Below are 15,768 nucleotides of genomic sequence, written 5' to 3'. Positions count from 1 at the left end.
CCGCGCCGGCGGAACCGGCACCACAGAAATCGAGTCGGGACGCGTGCCCGCCGGCGTTAGGGGACACATTCAATGACCATCAACCTCCAGGTGCCTGATATTCGCGAGCTGCGCCCCCGGATCACCGTGTTCGGCGTCGGCGGCGCCGGCGGCAATGCGGTGAACAACATGATCACGGCGGGCCTGTCGGGCGTGGACTTCGTGGTGGCCAATACCGACGCGCAGGCGCTGGCGCTGTCCAAGGCCGAGCGCATCGTGCAGATGGGCGTCGCCGTCACCGAGGGCCTCGGCGCCGGCTCGCAGCCGGAAGTCGGCCGCGCCGCCGCCGAGGAGGCGCTCGACGAGATCCGCGACCACCTCGCCGGCGCCCACATGGCGTTCATCACGGCCGGCATGGGCGGCGGCACCGGCACCGGCGCCGCGCCGGTGATCGCCCGCGCCGCCCGCGAGCTCGGCATCCTCACCGTCGGCGTGGTGACCAAGCCGTTCCACTTCGAAGGCCAGCGCCGCATGCGCATCGGCGAGATGGGCATCGCCGAGCTGCAGAAGAGCGTCGACACCCTCATCATCATCCCGAACCAGAACCTGTTCCGGGTGGCCAACGAGAAGACCACCTTCGCCGACGCCTTCGCGATGGCCGACCAGGTGCTGTACTCCGGCGTCGCCTGCATCACCGACCTGATGGTGAAGGAAGGCCTCATCAACCTCGACTTCGCCGACGTCCGCGCGGTGATGCGCGAGATGGGCAAGGCGATGATGGGCACCGGCGAGGCCTCGGGCGAGAAGCGCGCCCTGCACGCCGCCGAGGCCGCCATCGCCAACCCGCTGCTCGACGAGGTGTCGATGCGCGGCGCCCGCGGCCTGTTGATCTCGATCACCGGCGGCCGCGACCTCACCCTGTTCGAGGTGGACGAGGCGGCGACCCGCATCCGCGAGGAAGTCGACCCCGACGCCAACATCATCCTCGGCGCCACTTTCGACGAGACGCTGGAAGGCATCATCCGGGTGTCGGTCGTCGCCACCGGCATCGACCCGGCGGTGATCCCGGAGCAGATCCCGCACAGCCTGTCCAACCTCGCCGACATCGGCGGGCGCCGCATGTCCAATGCCGGCCGCGCCGCCGTCGAGGCCCGCCGCGATGCCGCGCTGCGCTCGGTCGCCTCGGCGCTGAGCGAAGAGCCCAGCATGCACCAGCAGGCCTATGAGCCGACCTTCGCCGCGCCCAGCGCCAGCGAGCACGTCTATGCCGTCGAGAGCGGCTATGCCCAGCAGGCGCCGATGCCGGCCGCGGCCATCGACGACGTCACCATCCGCCAGCTGCCGCCCAAGCCGCAGCTCTATGTCGAGCCGCAGCCGGCGCAGGCCGGGGCCTATGACTACCAGGACGAGGCGATCGAGCCGTTCATCCCGCCGCAGGCCGAGCGTCCCGAGCCGCGCGCGCCCCGCATGCCGCGCGTCGAGGAACTGCCGGTGCCGGCGCAGAACCAGATCCGCGCCGCCCGCGGCGAGCCGACCGAGCAGCAGCATGCCGAGAAGAAGCGCATGACCCTGCTCCAGCGCCTCGCCCATGTCGGCCTCGGCCGCCGCGACGAGGAGGAAGAGGTCGATCCGCCGGCGGAGATGCGTCCGGTGGTGCGCCGCGCGCCGCAGCAGCAGGGCTATGCCGAGGAGCGTCCGCTCGCCGAGCGTCGGCCCGAATCGTCGGAATTCGCCAAGCGCCCGGTGCAGCGTCCGGCCGACGCCCATGGCCGTCCGCAGGCGGCCCGCCCGGCCGAGGACGACCATCTCGACATCCCCGCCTTCCTGCGCCGCCAGGGCTGAGGAAAGCGGTAGCGCGATCCCGGTAACGATCTGTTATCCACGTCGTAACGCAATGCAGCGCCCGGACCGGAAGGTCCGGGCGTTTGCTTTTGATTTTAAGGCTTTATTTCCCATGCGGGGTGTATTGCAGGACGGTAACAGACGGTAAGCAAGCGTGATTTGGCACGCAGGTGGCCGCTGACTATCGTGCGGTCAGACAGTGCCGCCGGGAGATTCGTGTCTCCGCCGAACCTTGGTGGCCGATTGTGACTGTATCGGGATCTTAAGGGGGAATTTCGCCGTCTTCGGCGTGTTCCTGGGATGACGGAATGAACGCAGTAAGTCAGACCACTCTTGCCGACAGCGTCGCTTTCAGCGGCGTTGGCGTTCATTCCGGCAAGGCGGCGCGTATGACGGTTGCGCCCGCCCCGGCCGATACCGGCATCGTCTTCCTGCGTTCCGACGCCTCCCGCTCCGTGCGCGCCTGCCGCGACGCGGTGCGCGGCAGCGACCTTGCTACCGTGCTGCGCGACGAAAGCGGCCCGGCGGTCTCCACCGTCGAGCATCTGCTCGCCTGCTTCGCCGGCCTCGGCATCGACAATGCCCGCGTCGAGATCGACGGGCCGGAAGTGCCGATCCTCGACGGCAGCGCCGATGAATTCGTCACCGCCATCGACGAGGTGGGCATCGTCGAGACCGGCAATGCCCGCCGCTATCTCAAGGTGCTGAAGACCATCCGGGTCGAGACCGAGACCGGCTTCGGCGAACTGTCGCCCTATGATATGGGCTTCCGGCTCGAGGTCGAGATCGATTTCGCCCATGCCGCCATCGGCCGCCAGCGCTATGCCGCGACCGTGTCGCCGGAAGTGTTCCGCCGCGACCTGGCGCCGGCCCGCACCTTCGGCTTCCTCAGCGATGTGAACCGCCTCTGGGAGGCCGGCTATGCGCTCGGCGCCTCGCTGGAGAACACCATCTGCGTCAGCGAAGACGGCGTTGTGAACGAGGGCGGGCTGCGCTGGTCCGACGAATTCGTCCGCCACAAGGCGCTCGACGCCCTCGGCGACCTCGCCCTTGGCGGACTGCCGCTGCTGGCGCGCTACCGCTCCTATCGCGGCGGCCACAAGCTGAACTTCGCGGTGGTCGACGCGCTGCTGGCCGATCGTTCGGCCTATGAGATCGTCGAAGCCCGGTTGCCCAGCCGCCGCGCCTTGCGCGGCACGGCGGGCCTCGGCATTGCGGTGGCGATGCCGGCCCACGCGCCGGAACTTTGAGTTTTACCAACGGCGTGCCCGGCGATTGTCGGTGATGCCACGACGCCGGGGCGGCTTTGCGGGCTTTGGCATCCCAGCCGCCATAATCCGGTCGGAAAGCGGCGCTAGCGGCTAACCAGGGACTTTTGTGCCGGGCAGAGCCGCGGCAGGGAGCGGTGGCTCCGGATCGGGATCGAAAGCTGTGATGCGTCTTCTCCATCTCGCCGGTCGCAACGTGCCGGCGCCGCGAACCGCTCGTGTCGCCCGCCTGTTCGCGCTGGCCTTCGCCGCCCTCCCGATGGCCGGCTGCGCCAATCTGTTCGACACCAAGGAAGAAGAGCTGGTCGTGCCCGACGTGCCGGCCGAGCAGCGCTACAATGAGGGCCTGACCCTCATGCAGAAGGAGGACTACGCCGGGGCGCTGACGCGCTTCGAGGACGTGGACCGCCAGCACCCCTATTCGGAATGGGCTCGCAAGGCGATGCTCATGACCGCCTACATCAACTACTCGCAGGGCAAGTATGACGAGTGCATCGGCGCCGCCAAGCGCTACCTCGCTTTGCACCCCGGCTCGCCGGACGCCGCCTATGCGCAGTATCTGGTCGCGGCGGCGAATTTCGACCTGATCCCCGACATCTCCCGCGACCAGACCCGCACCCAGCGGGCCATGGACGCGCTCGACGAGGTGGTCCGCAAATATCCCGACACGGAATATGCGGTCAGCGCCAAGAAGAAGCTCGAAGTCGCCCGCGACCAGCTCGCCGGCAAGGAGATGATGATCGGGCGCTATTATCTCGATCAGCGCAACTATGCCGGCGCCATCAACCGCTTCAAGGTGGTGGTGACACGCTACCAGACCACCCGCCACGCCGAAGAGGCGCTCTACCGCCTGACCGAAGCCTATATGGCGCTCGGCGTGGTCAATGAAGCGCAGACCTCGGCGGCGGTGCTGGGCTATAATTTCCCGGAAAGCAGCTGGTACAAGGACGCCTACAAGCTGGTGGAATCGCGTGGCGTCAACCCGAAGATGAACGAGCAGTCCTGGATCGCCAAGGCCTTCCAGGGGTTCAAGCTCGGCTCCTGATGCGCCGACCGGCGCGCCGGGCGCCGCCGGTGATTTCTCGCCGGACGACGTGAACACAACGCGAAAATGCTCTAGAACCTGCCTTGCGTCGGCGAGCCTGCTTCGCCGGCTGGATTCGCTTCGGAGCTGACGCATGCTCGCTGCCCTGGCGATCAGGGACATCGTCCTTATCGAGCGGCTCGACCTCGCCTTCGAGCCGGGCCTCACCGTGCTGACCGGCGAGACCGGTGCCGGCAAGTCGATCCTGCTCGACGCCTTCACCCTGGCGCTCGGCGGGCGCGGCGACGGCTCGCTGGTACGCCACGGCGCCGGCCAGGGACAGGTGACGGCGGAATTCGACCTCGCCCTCGACCATCCGGTGCGGGGGCTGCTGGCGGAGGCCGGCATCGCCGATGACGGCGCGCTGGTGCTGCGCCGCATCCAGCATGTCGACGGGCGTACCCGCGCCTTCGTCAACGACCAGTCGGTGAGCGCGCAGATGCTGCGCTCGATCGGCGCCGCACTGGTGGAAATCCATGGCCAGCACGCCGACCGGGCGCTGGTGGACACCGCGTCGCATCGCGTGCTGCTCGACGCCTTCGGCGGGCTCGCGGTGCCGGCGGCGGAAGTCGGTGCGCTGTGGCGGCGCTGGCGGGCGCTGACCGAGGAACTCGGCGCTGAGCAGGCGCGGCTCGACGAGGCGGCCCGGGAGGCCGATTTCCTGCGCCACGCGGCGGAGGAGCTTGGCACACTGGGCGCCGAGGTGGGCGAGGAGGAGCGGCTCGCCACCCGCCGTTCGGAGATGATGCGCTACGAGAAGATCGCCGCCGATCTCGGCGAGGCGCATGAGGCGGTCGGCGGCCACGGCTCGCCGGTGCCGGCACTGGCCGCCGCGGTGCGCCGGCTGGAGCGGCGGGCGGGCGAGGCGGAGGCGCTGGTGCGCCCGGCGGTGGAGGCCATCGACGAGGCGCTGGGGGCGCTGGAGCTGGCGCGCACGCTGCTGGAAGCGGCCCTCAACGCCGCGGATTTCGACCCGCGCGAGCTGGAGCGGATCGAGGAGCGGCTGTTCGCCCTGCGCGCCGCCGGCCGCAAATATAGCTGCCGCGTCGACGACCTGCCGCAGACCGCCGCGCGCTTCGCCGGCAAGCTGGAGGCGCTGGACAATGGCGGGCGGGCGCTGGTGGTGCTGCAGGCGCGCGCCGCCGAGGCGGAGGCGGCCTATCGCGCCGCCGCCCGCGACCTTTCCGAACGCCGCCACCGTGCGGGCGCCGCGCTCGATGCCGCGGTGAATGCCGAACTGCCGCCGCTCAAGCTCGAACGGGCGCAGTTCAGCACCGATATCCAGACCGACGAGAGCAACGGCCAGGCCGACGGCTATGACCGGATCGAGTTCTGGGTGCGAACCAATCCCGGCACCCGCCCCGGCCCGATGATGAAGGTGGCCTCCGGCGGCGAGCTCGCGCGCTTCCTGCTGGCGCTCAAGGTGGTGCTGGCCGACAAGGGCTCGGCGCCGACGCTGGTGTTCGACGAGATCGACACCGGGGTGGGCGGCGCGGTGGCGGATGCCATCGGCGCCCGGCTGGCCCGGCTCGGCGCCCGCGCGCAGGTGATCGCCGTGACCCATGCGCCGCAGGTGGCGGCGCGGGCGGGCAACCATTACCGCATCGCCAAGGAGATGACCGCCGAGCGCGACCGCGTCGCCACCCATGTGGCGCCGCTCGCCCCCGATCATCGCCGCGAGGAGATCGCCCGCATGCTCTCGGGCGCCGAGATCACCGCCGAAGCCCGCGCTGCCGCCGACAGGCTGCTCAAGGGCGCCGAATCCGCTAAGTCGCCCGCATGAACACCTCTGCCGACATCGACATCGAGAAGCTGACCGCCGACGAGGCGGCCAAGGAACATGCCCGGCTCGGCGAGGAAATCGCCGGCCACGACCGGCGCTACTATCAGGACGACGCGCCGACCGTCTCCGATGCGGATTACGACGCGCTGCGCCGCCGCTACGAGGCGATCGAGGCGGCGTTCCCCGAGCTCAGGGGCATTGACAGCCTCTCCGAGAAGGTCGGGGCGGCGCCATCGGCCAAATTTGCCAAGATCCGCCACGCGGTGCCGATGCTGTCGCTCGGCAATGCCTTCGCCGACGAGGAGGTGGAGGAGTTCGTGGCGCGCATCCGCCGCTTCCTCGGTCTCCCCGCCGATGCCGACCTCGTCCTCACCGCCGAGCCGAAGATCGACGGGCTGTCCTGCTCGCTGCGCTACGAGAAGGGCGTGCTGGTCAGTGCCGCCACCCGTGGCGACGGCTTCGAGGGCGAGGACGTCACCGCCAATGTGCGCACGATCGCCGACATTCCCGAGCGGCTCGCCGGCCGCGACATGTTCGAGATCCCCGACGTGTTCGAGGTGCGCGGCGAGGTCTATATGGGCCATGCCGACTTCGCGGCGCTGAACGCGCGCCAGATGGAGGCCGGCAAGCCGGTCTTCGCCAATCCGCGCAACGCCGCCGCCGGCAGCCTGCGCCAGCTCGACCCGAGGATCACCGCCGCGCGGCCGCTGCGCTTCTTCGCCTATGCCTGGGGCGAGGTGACTGCGGGCGGGCTGCCGGCGGACACCCAGTTCGGCGTCATCGAGGCGTTCGCGCGCTGGGGCCTGCCAACCAACGAGCTGACCGTGCGCTGCCATTCGGCCGCCGAGCTGCTGGCGCATTACCGCATGATCGGCGAGCGGCGGGCCGAGCTCGGCTACGACATTGACGGCGTGGTCTACAAGGTGGACCGGCTGGATTTCCAGCGCGAGCTCGGCTTCATCTCGCGCTCGCCGCGCTGGGCGATCGCGCACAAATTCCCGGCGCAGCGGGCGGTGACACAGCTCGTCGGCATCGAGATCCAGGTCGGGCGCACCGGTGCGCTGACGCCGGTCGCCAAGCTCGCCCCGATCACGGTGGGCGGCGTCGTGGTCTCGAACGCCTCGCTGCACAATGAGGACTACATCGCCGGCATAGGCGGCGATGGCGAGCCGATCCGCGGCACTGTCGATGGCCGGCCGATCGACATCCGCATCGGCGATTTCGTCACCATCCAGCGGGCCGGCGACGTCATCCCGCAGGTGGTGGACGTGGTGCTGGAGCGCCGGCCGGCGGAGGCGGTGCGCTACGTGTTCCCGCATGTCTGCCCGGCCTGCGGTTCGCATGCGGTGCGGGACGAGGGCGAATCGGTGCGCCGCTGCACCGGCGGCCTGGTCTGCCCGGCACAGGCGGTGGAGCGCATCCGCCACTTCGTCGCCCGCGACGCCCTCGACATAGAGGGGCTCGGCGACGAGAACGTGCAGACGCTGTTCGATGCCGGGCTGCTGCGCACGCCGGCCGACATCTTCCGCCTGCACCGGCGCGGCGAGGAGGTGCGCAAGGCCTTCCTCGCCCAGCGCGAGGAACGCGCCCGCCAGCGCGAGATCGAGACCGGGCAGGCGCGCAAGAAGGTGCTGGCGGAGGAAGAGCGGCAGTTTCTCGGCGTCGACAAGCTGTTCGCCTCCATCGACGAGCGCCGCGAGGTGCCGCTGGCCCGCTTCATCTACGCGCTCGGCATCCGCCATGTCGGCGAGGTGACGGCGAAGGCGCTGGCGCGGACCTATCGCAGCATCGAGGCGCTGCGCGCGGCGCTGGAAGCCGCCGCGCCGGCGGTTCCGGGCGAGGCCTGGCTGCGGCTGCTGGCGGTGCCGTCGGTCGGTGCGAAGCGGGCGGAGGCTCTGGCACGGGCGACGGATATCGAGACGCCCGCGGCGGCAGCGGACAACGCCGAGGAGAGGCTGCGCGCGGTGTTCACCAGCGCCGCGCTCAACGCCCGGCAGCGCGTAGCGGTGCGCACCGTCTATGGCACCGACGGCGAGGTTCTCGCGGCACTGGCCGAAGCGCGCCGGCAGATGCCGGGCGCGGCCTTCCTCGCCCTTGCCGGCGTGCCGGATGTCGGCGAGGTGGCGGCGACCTCGCTGTGCGAGTTCTACGCCGAGGCGCACAATCAGAGCCTGCTCGACGAATTGCTGGCGGAAATCCGGGTGATACCGGCCGAGGCGCCGCCGGCGGCCTCCGGCGCGGTCTCCGGCAAGACGGTGGTGTTCACCGGCGCGCTTGCGCGCCTGACCCGCGACGAGGCCAAGGCGATGGCGGAGCGGCTCGGCGCCAAGGTTGCCGGCTCGGTATCGAAGAAAACCGACTACGTGGTGGCCGGCGAGGATGCCGGCTCCAAGCTCGCCAAGGCGCGCGAACTGGGCGTCGCCGTGCTTACCGAGGATGAGTGGCTGGCGCTGGCGGGTGGCGGCTGAGCCGTCGGCCCGGCCCTCGCCGGCCATGCCAATCGAGATCGACATGCCAATCGCGATCGACCATGCCAATCGAGATCGACAATGCCCGCCGAGGAGACCGCCATGACCGATACCGCGCTGCTGCTGATCGACATCCAGAACGATTATTTTCCCGGCGGCAAATATCCGCTGGTCGGCATGGAGGATGCGGCCGCCGAGGCGGCCCGCCTGCTGGAGGCGGCGCGGCGCAAGGGGCTCGGCATCGTGCATGTCCGGCACGAGGATCCCTCTCCGGAGGCCGGGTTCTTCGGCCATGGCACCACGGGCGCGCAGATCAATCCCGCCGTCAGCCCGCAGGAGGGCGAGCCGGTGGTGGTGAAGCGGAACGTCAACGCCTTCCTCGACACCGGGCTCGACGCGACGCTGAAGCAGCAGGGCGTCAGCCGGCTCGTCATCGTCGGGGCGATGAGCCATATGTGCGTGGATGCGGCGACGCGGGCGGCGCTCGATCTCGGCTATGAGGTGACGGTGGCGCATGATGCCACGGCGACGCGCGATCTCGGCTTCGGCGGCACCGAGGTGCCGGCGGCCAGCGTGCAGGCGGCGTTGATGGCGGCGCTGGAATTTGCCGGCGCCGGCATAAAGAACGGCAGCGATATCGCCGAAAGCTGGGTGGCATAGGCCGGGCGGCGCGGCATACCGCGCCAAAAGACAAGGGCCGCCGCGGGGGGAGACGCGACGGCCCTTCTTTGAAGCGTTCCGCAGGGCAGGCCTTGGGGAAGAGGATGACCTTGTGGAGCGCCCCAGCTTCTCGTGTCCGGCCTTGGGAGGGCGGATGTGCACCGCCGGCCTAGGCCGCCGTCGCGGCGCGGTTACACGCGGCCGGTCAGCATCATCACGATCAGAATAACCAGAAGAATGGTGACAATTCCGCTCGGGCCATAGCCCCAACTGCGGCTGTATCCCCAGCTCGGCAGCGCCCCGACCAGAATGAGGATCAGGATGATCAGAAGAATAGTGGTCATGGTGGCGTCTCCATCGCGTCCCGTAGACTTGGGTTGCGAGGAGAACGCCGGCCCCGCGCGATGGTTCCATTGAACCGTCGCGATGCTCTCCGGTAGATGAGCGCGGGGATAGCGAGGGACGCGGCCGCATGGGGCGGCCCGACGTCAGTGCCGGTCGGGAGGAGCCGGTTCGAGGCGGGAGCCGGCCTCAGCCCCGCAGCGGCGCGGTGGCTTCGATGAGCCAGTCGGCGGCCGGGCCGTCGACGAGCGGGCCGATCAGCTCGCGCACCCTGGCGTGGTAGTCGTCGAGCCAGGCGATTTCCTCGTCGGTGAGCAGCACCGGGTCGATCACCCGCCGGTCGAAAGGCGCGAAGGTGATGGTCTCGAAACTGTAGAGGGGGCGCTCGCCGCCGGGCGGGGTCGGCTCGGGCTGCACCACGACCAGGTTTTCCAGCCGGATGCCGAAGCTGCCCTCCTTGTAGAAGCCGGGCTCGTCGGACAGCACCATGCCGGCTTCCAGCGGCACGGTGCCGAGCTTGGAGATGCGCGCCGGCCCCTCATGCACCGAGAGATAGGCGCCCACCCCGTGGCCGGTGCCGTGGTCGAAATCGAGCCCGGCCGCCCACAGGAACTGGCGGGCGAAGGGATCGAGCTGGGCGCCGGAGGTTCCCTGCGGGAACACCGCCCGGGCCACCGCGATGTGGCCCTTGAGCACGCGGGTATAGCGGTCGCGCATCTCGTCGTCGGGCATGCCGACCGGCAAGGTGCGGGTGACGTCGGTGGTGCCATCCTCATACTGGGCACCGGAATCGATGACGAACAATTCGCCGGGATTGAGCCTGCGGTTGCTGGCCTCGCTGACGCGGTAATGCGGCAGCGCGCCATTGGGGCCGGCGCCGGCGATCGAGGGGAAGGACACGTCCTTCAGCAGTCCGGTGTCGCGGCGGAAGGTCTCCAGGGCGGCCACGCAGTCGATCTCGGTGAGCTCGCCCTTGGGCGCCTCGGCATCGAACCAGGCGAGGAAGCGCACCAGCGCGGCGCCGTCGCGCAGATGCGCGGCGCGCATGCCGGCGAGCTCGGCCTCGTTCTTCGCCGCCTGCATCAGTGCCACAGGGCTGGCGCCGCGCGACACCCGGCCGCCCGCCGCCTCGATGCGGGCGGCGAGAAGGGCCGGGGCGGTCGCCTGGTCGAGGCGGATCAGCGCGTTGCCGGCGGCAATGAGATCGAGCGCCCGCTCCAGCATCACCGGCTCGGCGATCTCGGCTGTCGCGGCGAGGGCATCGCGCACCGCGTTGGAGAGCTTGCGGCCGTCGACGAACAGCGTCGGGCGGCCCTCGCGCGGCACGATGGCCCAGGCGAGCGGCAGCGGCGTGAAGGAGACGTCGCCGCCGCGGATGTTGAAGGTCCAGGCGACGCCGTGCGGATCGGAGAGGACGACGGCGTCGAGCTTTTCCGCCGCCAGCCTGTCGCGGATGCGGGCGAGCTTCGATTCGGTGGTCTCGCCGGCCAGCGCCGGATCGCGCAGGGTGACCGGCGCCACCGGGGCGGCGGGACGGTCGGCCCACACCGCGTCGATGGGGTTGCCGTCGACCGCCACCAGCACCGCGTCGGCGCCGGCCACCGCCTTGCGCAGCCGGTCGAGCGTATCGACGGTGATCAGCCACGGATCGTAGCCGAGCCGGGCGCCGGCCGGCAGATGCGCGGCGAGCCAGGCTTCGGGGCTCTGCTGCGCCAGCTGCACCACGGTGTAGGCGGCGGGATCGGTCTGGGCGGCGGCCTGGATGGTGTACCGCCCGTCGACCACGAGGGCGGCCTCGTCGCGCAGCACCAGGGCGATGCCGGCCGAGCCGGTGAAGCCGGTGAGCCAGGCGAGGCGCTCGTCGCAGGGCGGCACATATTCGTTCTGGTGCGCATCGGCGCGCGGGACGACGAAGCCGTCCAGACCGCGCCGGTCGAGCTCGGCGCGCAGCCGCGCCAGGTGGGCGGCGCCACGCTCGGGAGCGGCGGAATCGGCGAAGGACTGGAACTTGGCTTCGAACATGACATGCACTCTCGAGGAAAGCGGGCGGCCGTGCCTCAGGCGCGACTTTGCATCGCCCGGCCGGCATCCCACAGCGACTTGGCGCCGAAGGCGATGAACATCATCCCGACCAGGCGGGTGATGATCGTGCCGTGGCGCAGGAACACCCGCCGCACCGGCGCCAGGCCGGCGGCCCAGACCAGGATGATATCGGCGGCGATGAAGCCGATAAAGGCGGCGGCCATCAGGATGGGCGCGTCGCTCCAGGCGAGCGAGGTGGCGTAGCTGGCGGTCAGCGCCGTGTACATGGCCACCGACACCGGATAGGCCTTCGGATTGGTGAGGCCGAACAGCACCCCGGTGATCAGCGGCCGGCCGGCACCGACGGGGCCGCCGGCGCTGCCCTTCGAGGTCAGCGCCTTGACCCCGAGCCAGCACAGATAAAGGCCGCAGACGATGCCGAGCAGATCGAACAGCGTCGGGCCGAGCTGGTTGACGCCGATGATGGCGGCGAAGGCGAGGGTGCCCCAGAACAGGTCGCCGACCAGATGGCCGCTGACGAAGCGCACCCCGGCACCGCGCCCCTGCGCCGCGGCGAGCGAGAACAACGCCAGGAAGGCCGGGCCGGGCATCAGCACGTATAGCGCGCCGGCCAGCGCGGTCATCGTAAAGAGTCCGTACGACATGTTCGGGAAACCGGCTGGACGAAGGGGGACGATTGGGCCAGCATCGGCCCGATCCCTTGGTACGTCAATCTGACCGCCCGGCAAATGGAGCTTCCCCCAATGATCCGGACGGGCCGTCGCCGGCTGGCGCTGATCGTCCTCGGCGCCCTGTTCGGCGTGCTGCCGGCATGGCTGGCGGCAACGGCGCCGGCCCTGGCCCAGCTGACCATCGGCGTGCATCATGACAACCGGCCGTGGGAATTCAGGGAGCCGTCAGGCGTCTATGTCGGCTTCGACATCGACATGGTGCGGGCGCTCGGGGCCGAACTCGGGGTCGAGGTGACGACGCGGCCGCTGGGCTTTGCCGAGCTGTTCGACGCCCTCGATGCCGGGCATGTCGACGCGGTGGCGAGCAGCCTCACCATCACGCCGGCGCGGCTGGCCCGCTTCGACTTCACCCAGCCCTATTACCGCACCTCGCAGGCGGTGGCGGTGCTGAAGAACGCCGGCATCCGCGACCTGGAGGGCCTGGCCGGCAAGACGGTGGCGACGACGCCGAGCTCGACCAATGCGCAATGGCTGGAGGCGAGCCGCGGCCGCTACGCGATCCGCTCCATCCGCTATGTCGACAGCATGGACGAGGCGCTGGCCCTGCTGCGTCGCGGCGAGGTCACGGCCTATTTCGGCGACGAGCCGGCACTGCTCTACGCCCTGCTGGAGAGCCGCGACCTCGCCGTCATCGCCCGGCTGCCGACCGAGGACCGCTACGGCATCATGCTGCGGCCGGGCTCGCCATGGACGGCACGGCTCGACACCGCGTTGTCGGCCATCAAGGTGAACGGCACGCTGGCGGCCATTCACCGCAAATGGTTCGGCTCGCGTCCGCCGCCGGATTCGCCGGTGACGACGGTGCTGCCCCGGCCCTGAGGCCGTGTCCGGAGCGGCCCGGCCTCGCCAAACGGGCATGCCGATGCCATTTTGTTCTCGTAGGAATCGCTGGTGCGCCTTTCGGGGAGGTCGAGGGACTTTCGCGAAAGCGGGCGCCGGCTTATTGAGGCGGGCGCGCTTTCCTGGCCGCGGGCGATGTTGCCCGGCCGGAAGCGGCTCAGATGACGAGAACGAGCGGGCCCTTGGCCGACCCCTGGAACCGACCTGACGACGACATTCCCTTCGACCTGCCGGCGCATACGCCCCGCCCCGGCGGCATCGCCGCGCGTGCACGTGCCGGCGCGCAGCCGCCCGGCCCGGCCAGCCGGGGGGCGGCCTATCTCGACGGGCTGAACCCCGAGCAGCGCGCGGCGGTGGAGGCCACCGAGGGCCCGGTGCTGGTGCTTGCCGGCGCCGGCACCGGAAAGACGCGGGTGCTGACCACCCGCATCGTCCACATCCTCTCGCTGGGCCTTGCCTATCCCTCGCAAATTCTCGCGGTGACCTTCACCAACAAGGCGGCGCGCGAGATGAAGGAGCGCATCGGCCAGATGGTCGGCGAGCAGGTGGAGGGCATGCCGTGGCTCGGCACCTTCCACTCCATCGGCGTGCGTATGCTGCGCCGTCACGCCGAGCTGGTGGGGCTGAAGAGCGGCTTCACCATTCTCGACACCGACGACCAGATCCGGCTGCTGAAGCAATTGCTCCAGGCCGAGAACATCGACGAGAAGCGCTGGCCGGCGCGGCTGCTCGCGGGCACCATCGACGGCTGGAAGAACCGCGGCCTGACGCCGGACATGGTGTCGGCCGGCGAGGGCGCCGCCTTCGCCAACGGCCGCGGGCAAAAACTCTATGCCGACTACCAGGCGCGGCTGAAGGCGCTGAACGCGGTGGATTTCGGCGATCTGCTGCTGGAGAGCATCCGGCTGCTGCGCGAGAACCCGGACGTGCTGGCCGAGTATCACCGGCGCTTCCGCTACATTCTCGTCGACGAGTATCAAGACACCAATGTCGCGCAGTATCTCTGGCTGCGGCTGCTGGCGCAGGGCTCGCACAATGTCTGCTGCGTCGGCGACGACGACCAGTCGATCTATGGCTGGCGCGGCGCCGAGGTCGACAACATCCTGCGCTTCGAGAGCGACTTTCCCGGCGCCAAGGTGGTGCGGCTAGAGCGCAACTACCGTTCCACCGGCCATATCCTCGGCGCCGCCGCCCATCTGATCGCCCATAATGAGGGCCGGCTCGGCAAGACGCTGTTCTCCGAGGGCGAGAGCGGCGAGAAGGTGACGGTGACCGGCGCCTGGGACAGTCAGGAGGAAGCCCGCGCCATCGGCGAGGAGATCGAGGCGCTGCAGCGCCAGGGACGGGCGCTGTCGCAAATGGCGATCCTGGTGCGCGCCTCGTTCCAGATGCGCGAATTCGAAGACCGCTTCGTCACCATGGGGCTCAACTACCGGGTGATCGGCGGCCCGCGCTTCTATGAGCGGGCGGAAATCCGCGATGCGCTGGCCTATCTGCGCGTCATCGCCTCGCCGGCCGACGACCTCGCCTTCGAGCGCATCGTCAACGTGCCCAAGCGCGGGCTCGGCGACGCGGCGCTGCGGCAGATCCACGACCATGCCCGCGCGGTCGGCGTGCCGCTCGTCGAGGCGGCGCGGCAGCTGGTGGGCAGCGAGGAGTTGAAGCCGAAGGTGCGGCTGACCTTGCGCGACCTTGTCGCCAGCTTCGACCGCTGGCGCGGGCAGATGGCGGCGATGCCGCAGAGCCAGCTTGCCGAGATCGTGCTGGATGAGTCGGGCTATACCGAGATGTGGCAGAAGGACCGCTCGGCGGATGCCGCCGGGCGGCTGGAAAACCTCAAGGAACTGGTGCGCTCCATGGAGCCGTTCGAGAACCTCGTCGGCTTCCTCGAGCACATCTCGCTGGTGATGGACGCCGAGGGCTCCGGCTCCGGCGACGCGGTGAGCATCATGACGCTGCATTCCGCCAAGGGGCTGGAATTCGACGTGGTGTTCCTGCCCGGCTGGGAGGAGGGGCTGTTTCCGCACCAGCGCGCGCTCGACGAGCAGGGCCGCGCCGGGCTGGAGGAGGAGCGGCGATTGGCTTACGTGGGAATTACCCGCGCCCGCCGCTTCGCCAAGGTGTTTTTTGCCTCCAACCGGCGCATCCATGGCATGTGGCAATCGAGCGTGCCGAGCCGCTTCCTCGATGAACTGCCGGAAAACCATGTGGAAGTGACGGAATCGCGCGGCGGCCATGGCTGGGGCGGGGCCACCAGCGCCGGCCGCTACGGCTACGGCCCCAGCCGCTTCGACGAGGCGCAGACCTTCGGCTCCAGCTATTCGACGCCGGGCTGGCAGCGGGCGCAGAGCCATGCACAGGCCAACGCGCAGAACAACGCCGCCGGCGGCCGCCGCGAGGGGCAGTTCGGCGGTTTCTCGGACGGCGCCTCGCGCTACAGCCCCGGCGCGTCGCGCGGCGGGGCGTCCGGCGGACGCATCATCGAGGGACAGCTGGTGGCGAGCTCGACCGGCGCGCCGTCGCGCTTCGCGGTGGGCGCGCGGGTGTTCCACCAGAAGTTCGGCTATGGCGAGGTGGCGGCGGCCGAAGGCAACAAGCTGACCGTGCAGTTCGACAAGGCCGGCGAGAAGCGGGTGCTGGACAATTACGTCGAGGCGGTGTGAGCCCGATGCCGGGGCGCTGGCGTTTCCCGCCGGGCTTTCGTAAACAGCGCCCACTTTCTCCACCC

The 15,768-nt window shown here is 69.9% G+C and carries 11 protein-coding genes; 8 read left to right on the top strand and 3 right to left on the bottom strand.

The genetic code is table 11. From position 1 onward, the window contains the following. Window positions 1-72 precede the first annotated feature (72 nt). The 6 genes from ftsZ to J2X65_RS07910 all read left to right on the top strand — a co-directional run bounded on the left by ftsZ (window position 73) and on the right by J2X65_RS07910 (window position 9,084). A complete protein-coding gene (gene ftsZ, locus J2X65_RS07935) occupies window positions 73-1,821 on the top strand; it encodes a cell division protein FtsZ (RefSeq protein ID WP_310200020.1) in 1,749 nt (582 codons plus the stop codon). Between the two features lie 308 nt (window positions 1,822-2,129). Then, entirely contained in the window at window positions 2,130-3,071 is a 942-nt protein-coding gene (lpxC, locus tag J2X65_RS07930) for a UDP-3-O-acyl-N-acetylglucosamine deacetylase (protein ID WP_310200018.1), read from the top strand. Window positions 3,072-3,255: 184 nt separating this feature from the next. Beyond that, window positions 3,256-4,134, top strand: a complete 879-nt coding sequence (locus J2X65_RS07925; RefSeq protein ID WP_310200016.1) for an outer membrane protein assembly factor BamD — start codon at window positions 3,256-3,258, stop codon at window positions 4,132-4,134. Between the two features lie 133 nt (window positions 4,135-4,267). Continuing rightward, window positions 4,268-5,956: a DNA repair protein RecN gene (gene recN / locus J2X65_RS07920; RefSeq protein ID WP_310200014.1), complete on the top strand. Its 1,689-nt coding sequence runs from the start codon at window positions 4,268-4,270 to the stop codon at window positions 5,954-5,956. Further along, window positions 5,953-8,424, top strand: coding sequence for an NAD-dependent DNA ligase LigA (ligA, locus tag J2X65_RS07915; RefSeq protein WP_310200012.1), 2,472 nt, complete (start codon window positions 5,953-5,955; stop codon window positions 8,422-8,424). Before recN ends, ligA begins: the two co-directional genes overlap by 4 nt. Before the next feature lie 102 nt (window positions 8,425-8,526). Continuing rightward, complete coding sequence (locus J2X65_RS07910; protein WP_310200010.1) at window positions 8,527-9,084, top strand: cysteine hydrolase family protein; 558 nt, start codon at window positions 8,527-8,529, stop codon at window positions 9,082-9,084. 191 nt (window positions 9,085-9,275) lie between these two features. On the opposite strand, the gene J2X65_RS07905 is transcribed toward J2X65_RS07910, so the two are convergent. The 3 genes from J2X65_RS07905 to J2X65_RS07895 form a co-directional block, all read right to left on the bottom strand. Continuing rightward, window positions 9,276-9,428 (bottom strand): DUF3309 domain-containing protein, encoded by a 153-nt coding sequence (locus J2X65_RS07905; RefSeq protein WP_213362965.1) that lies wholly within the window; start codon window positions 9,426-9,428, stop codon window positions 9,276-9,278. A gap of 187 nt (window positions 9,429-9,615) precedes the next feature. After that, entirely contained in the window at window positions 9,616-11,448 is a 1,833-nt protein-coding gene (locus J2X65_RS07900; RefSeq protein WP_310200007.1) for an aminopeptidase P family protein, read from the bottom strand. Between the two features lie 35 nt (window positions 11,449-11,483). Further along, window positions 11,484-12,092, bottom strand: a complete 609-nt coding sequence (locus tag J2X65_RS07895) for a LysE family translocator (protein ID WP_310200005.1) — start codon at window positions 12,090-12,092, stop codon at window positions 11,484-11,486. A 120-nt stretch (window positions 12,093-12,212) separates the two neighbouring features. Between J2X65_RS07895 and J2X65_RS07890 the strand changes: the two genes are divergently transcribed. Beyond that, window positions 12,213-13,019: a transporter substrate-binding domain-containing protein gene (locus J2X65_RS07890; RefSeq protein ID WP_310200003.1), complete on the top strand. Its 807-nt coding sequence runs from the start codon at window positions 12,213-12,215 to the stop codon at window positions 13,017-13,019. A 182-nt stretch (window positions 13,020-13,201) separates the two neighbouring features. Then, window positions 13,202-15,703, top strand: coding sequence for a UvrD-helicase domain-containing protein (locus tag J2X65_RS07885; protein ID WP_310200001.1), 2,502 nt, complete (start codon window positions 13,202-13,204; stop codon window positions 15,701-15,703). The last annotated feature ends 65 nt before the right edge of the window (window positions 15,704-15,768 follow it).

Source organism: Ancylobacter sp. 3268, from assembly GCF_031456575.1.
In the GTDB taxonomy this organism is placed as follows: domain Bacteria; phylum Pseudomonadota; class Alphaproteobacteria; order Rhizobiales; family Xanthobacteraceae; genus Ancylobacter.
Note: the sequence above shows the minus strand (reverse complement) of the source record. Positions and strands in the feature narration are given on the sequence as shown.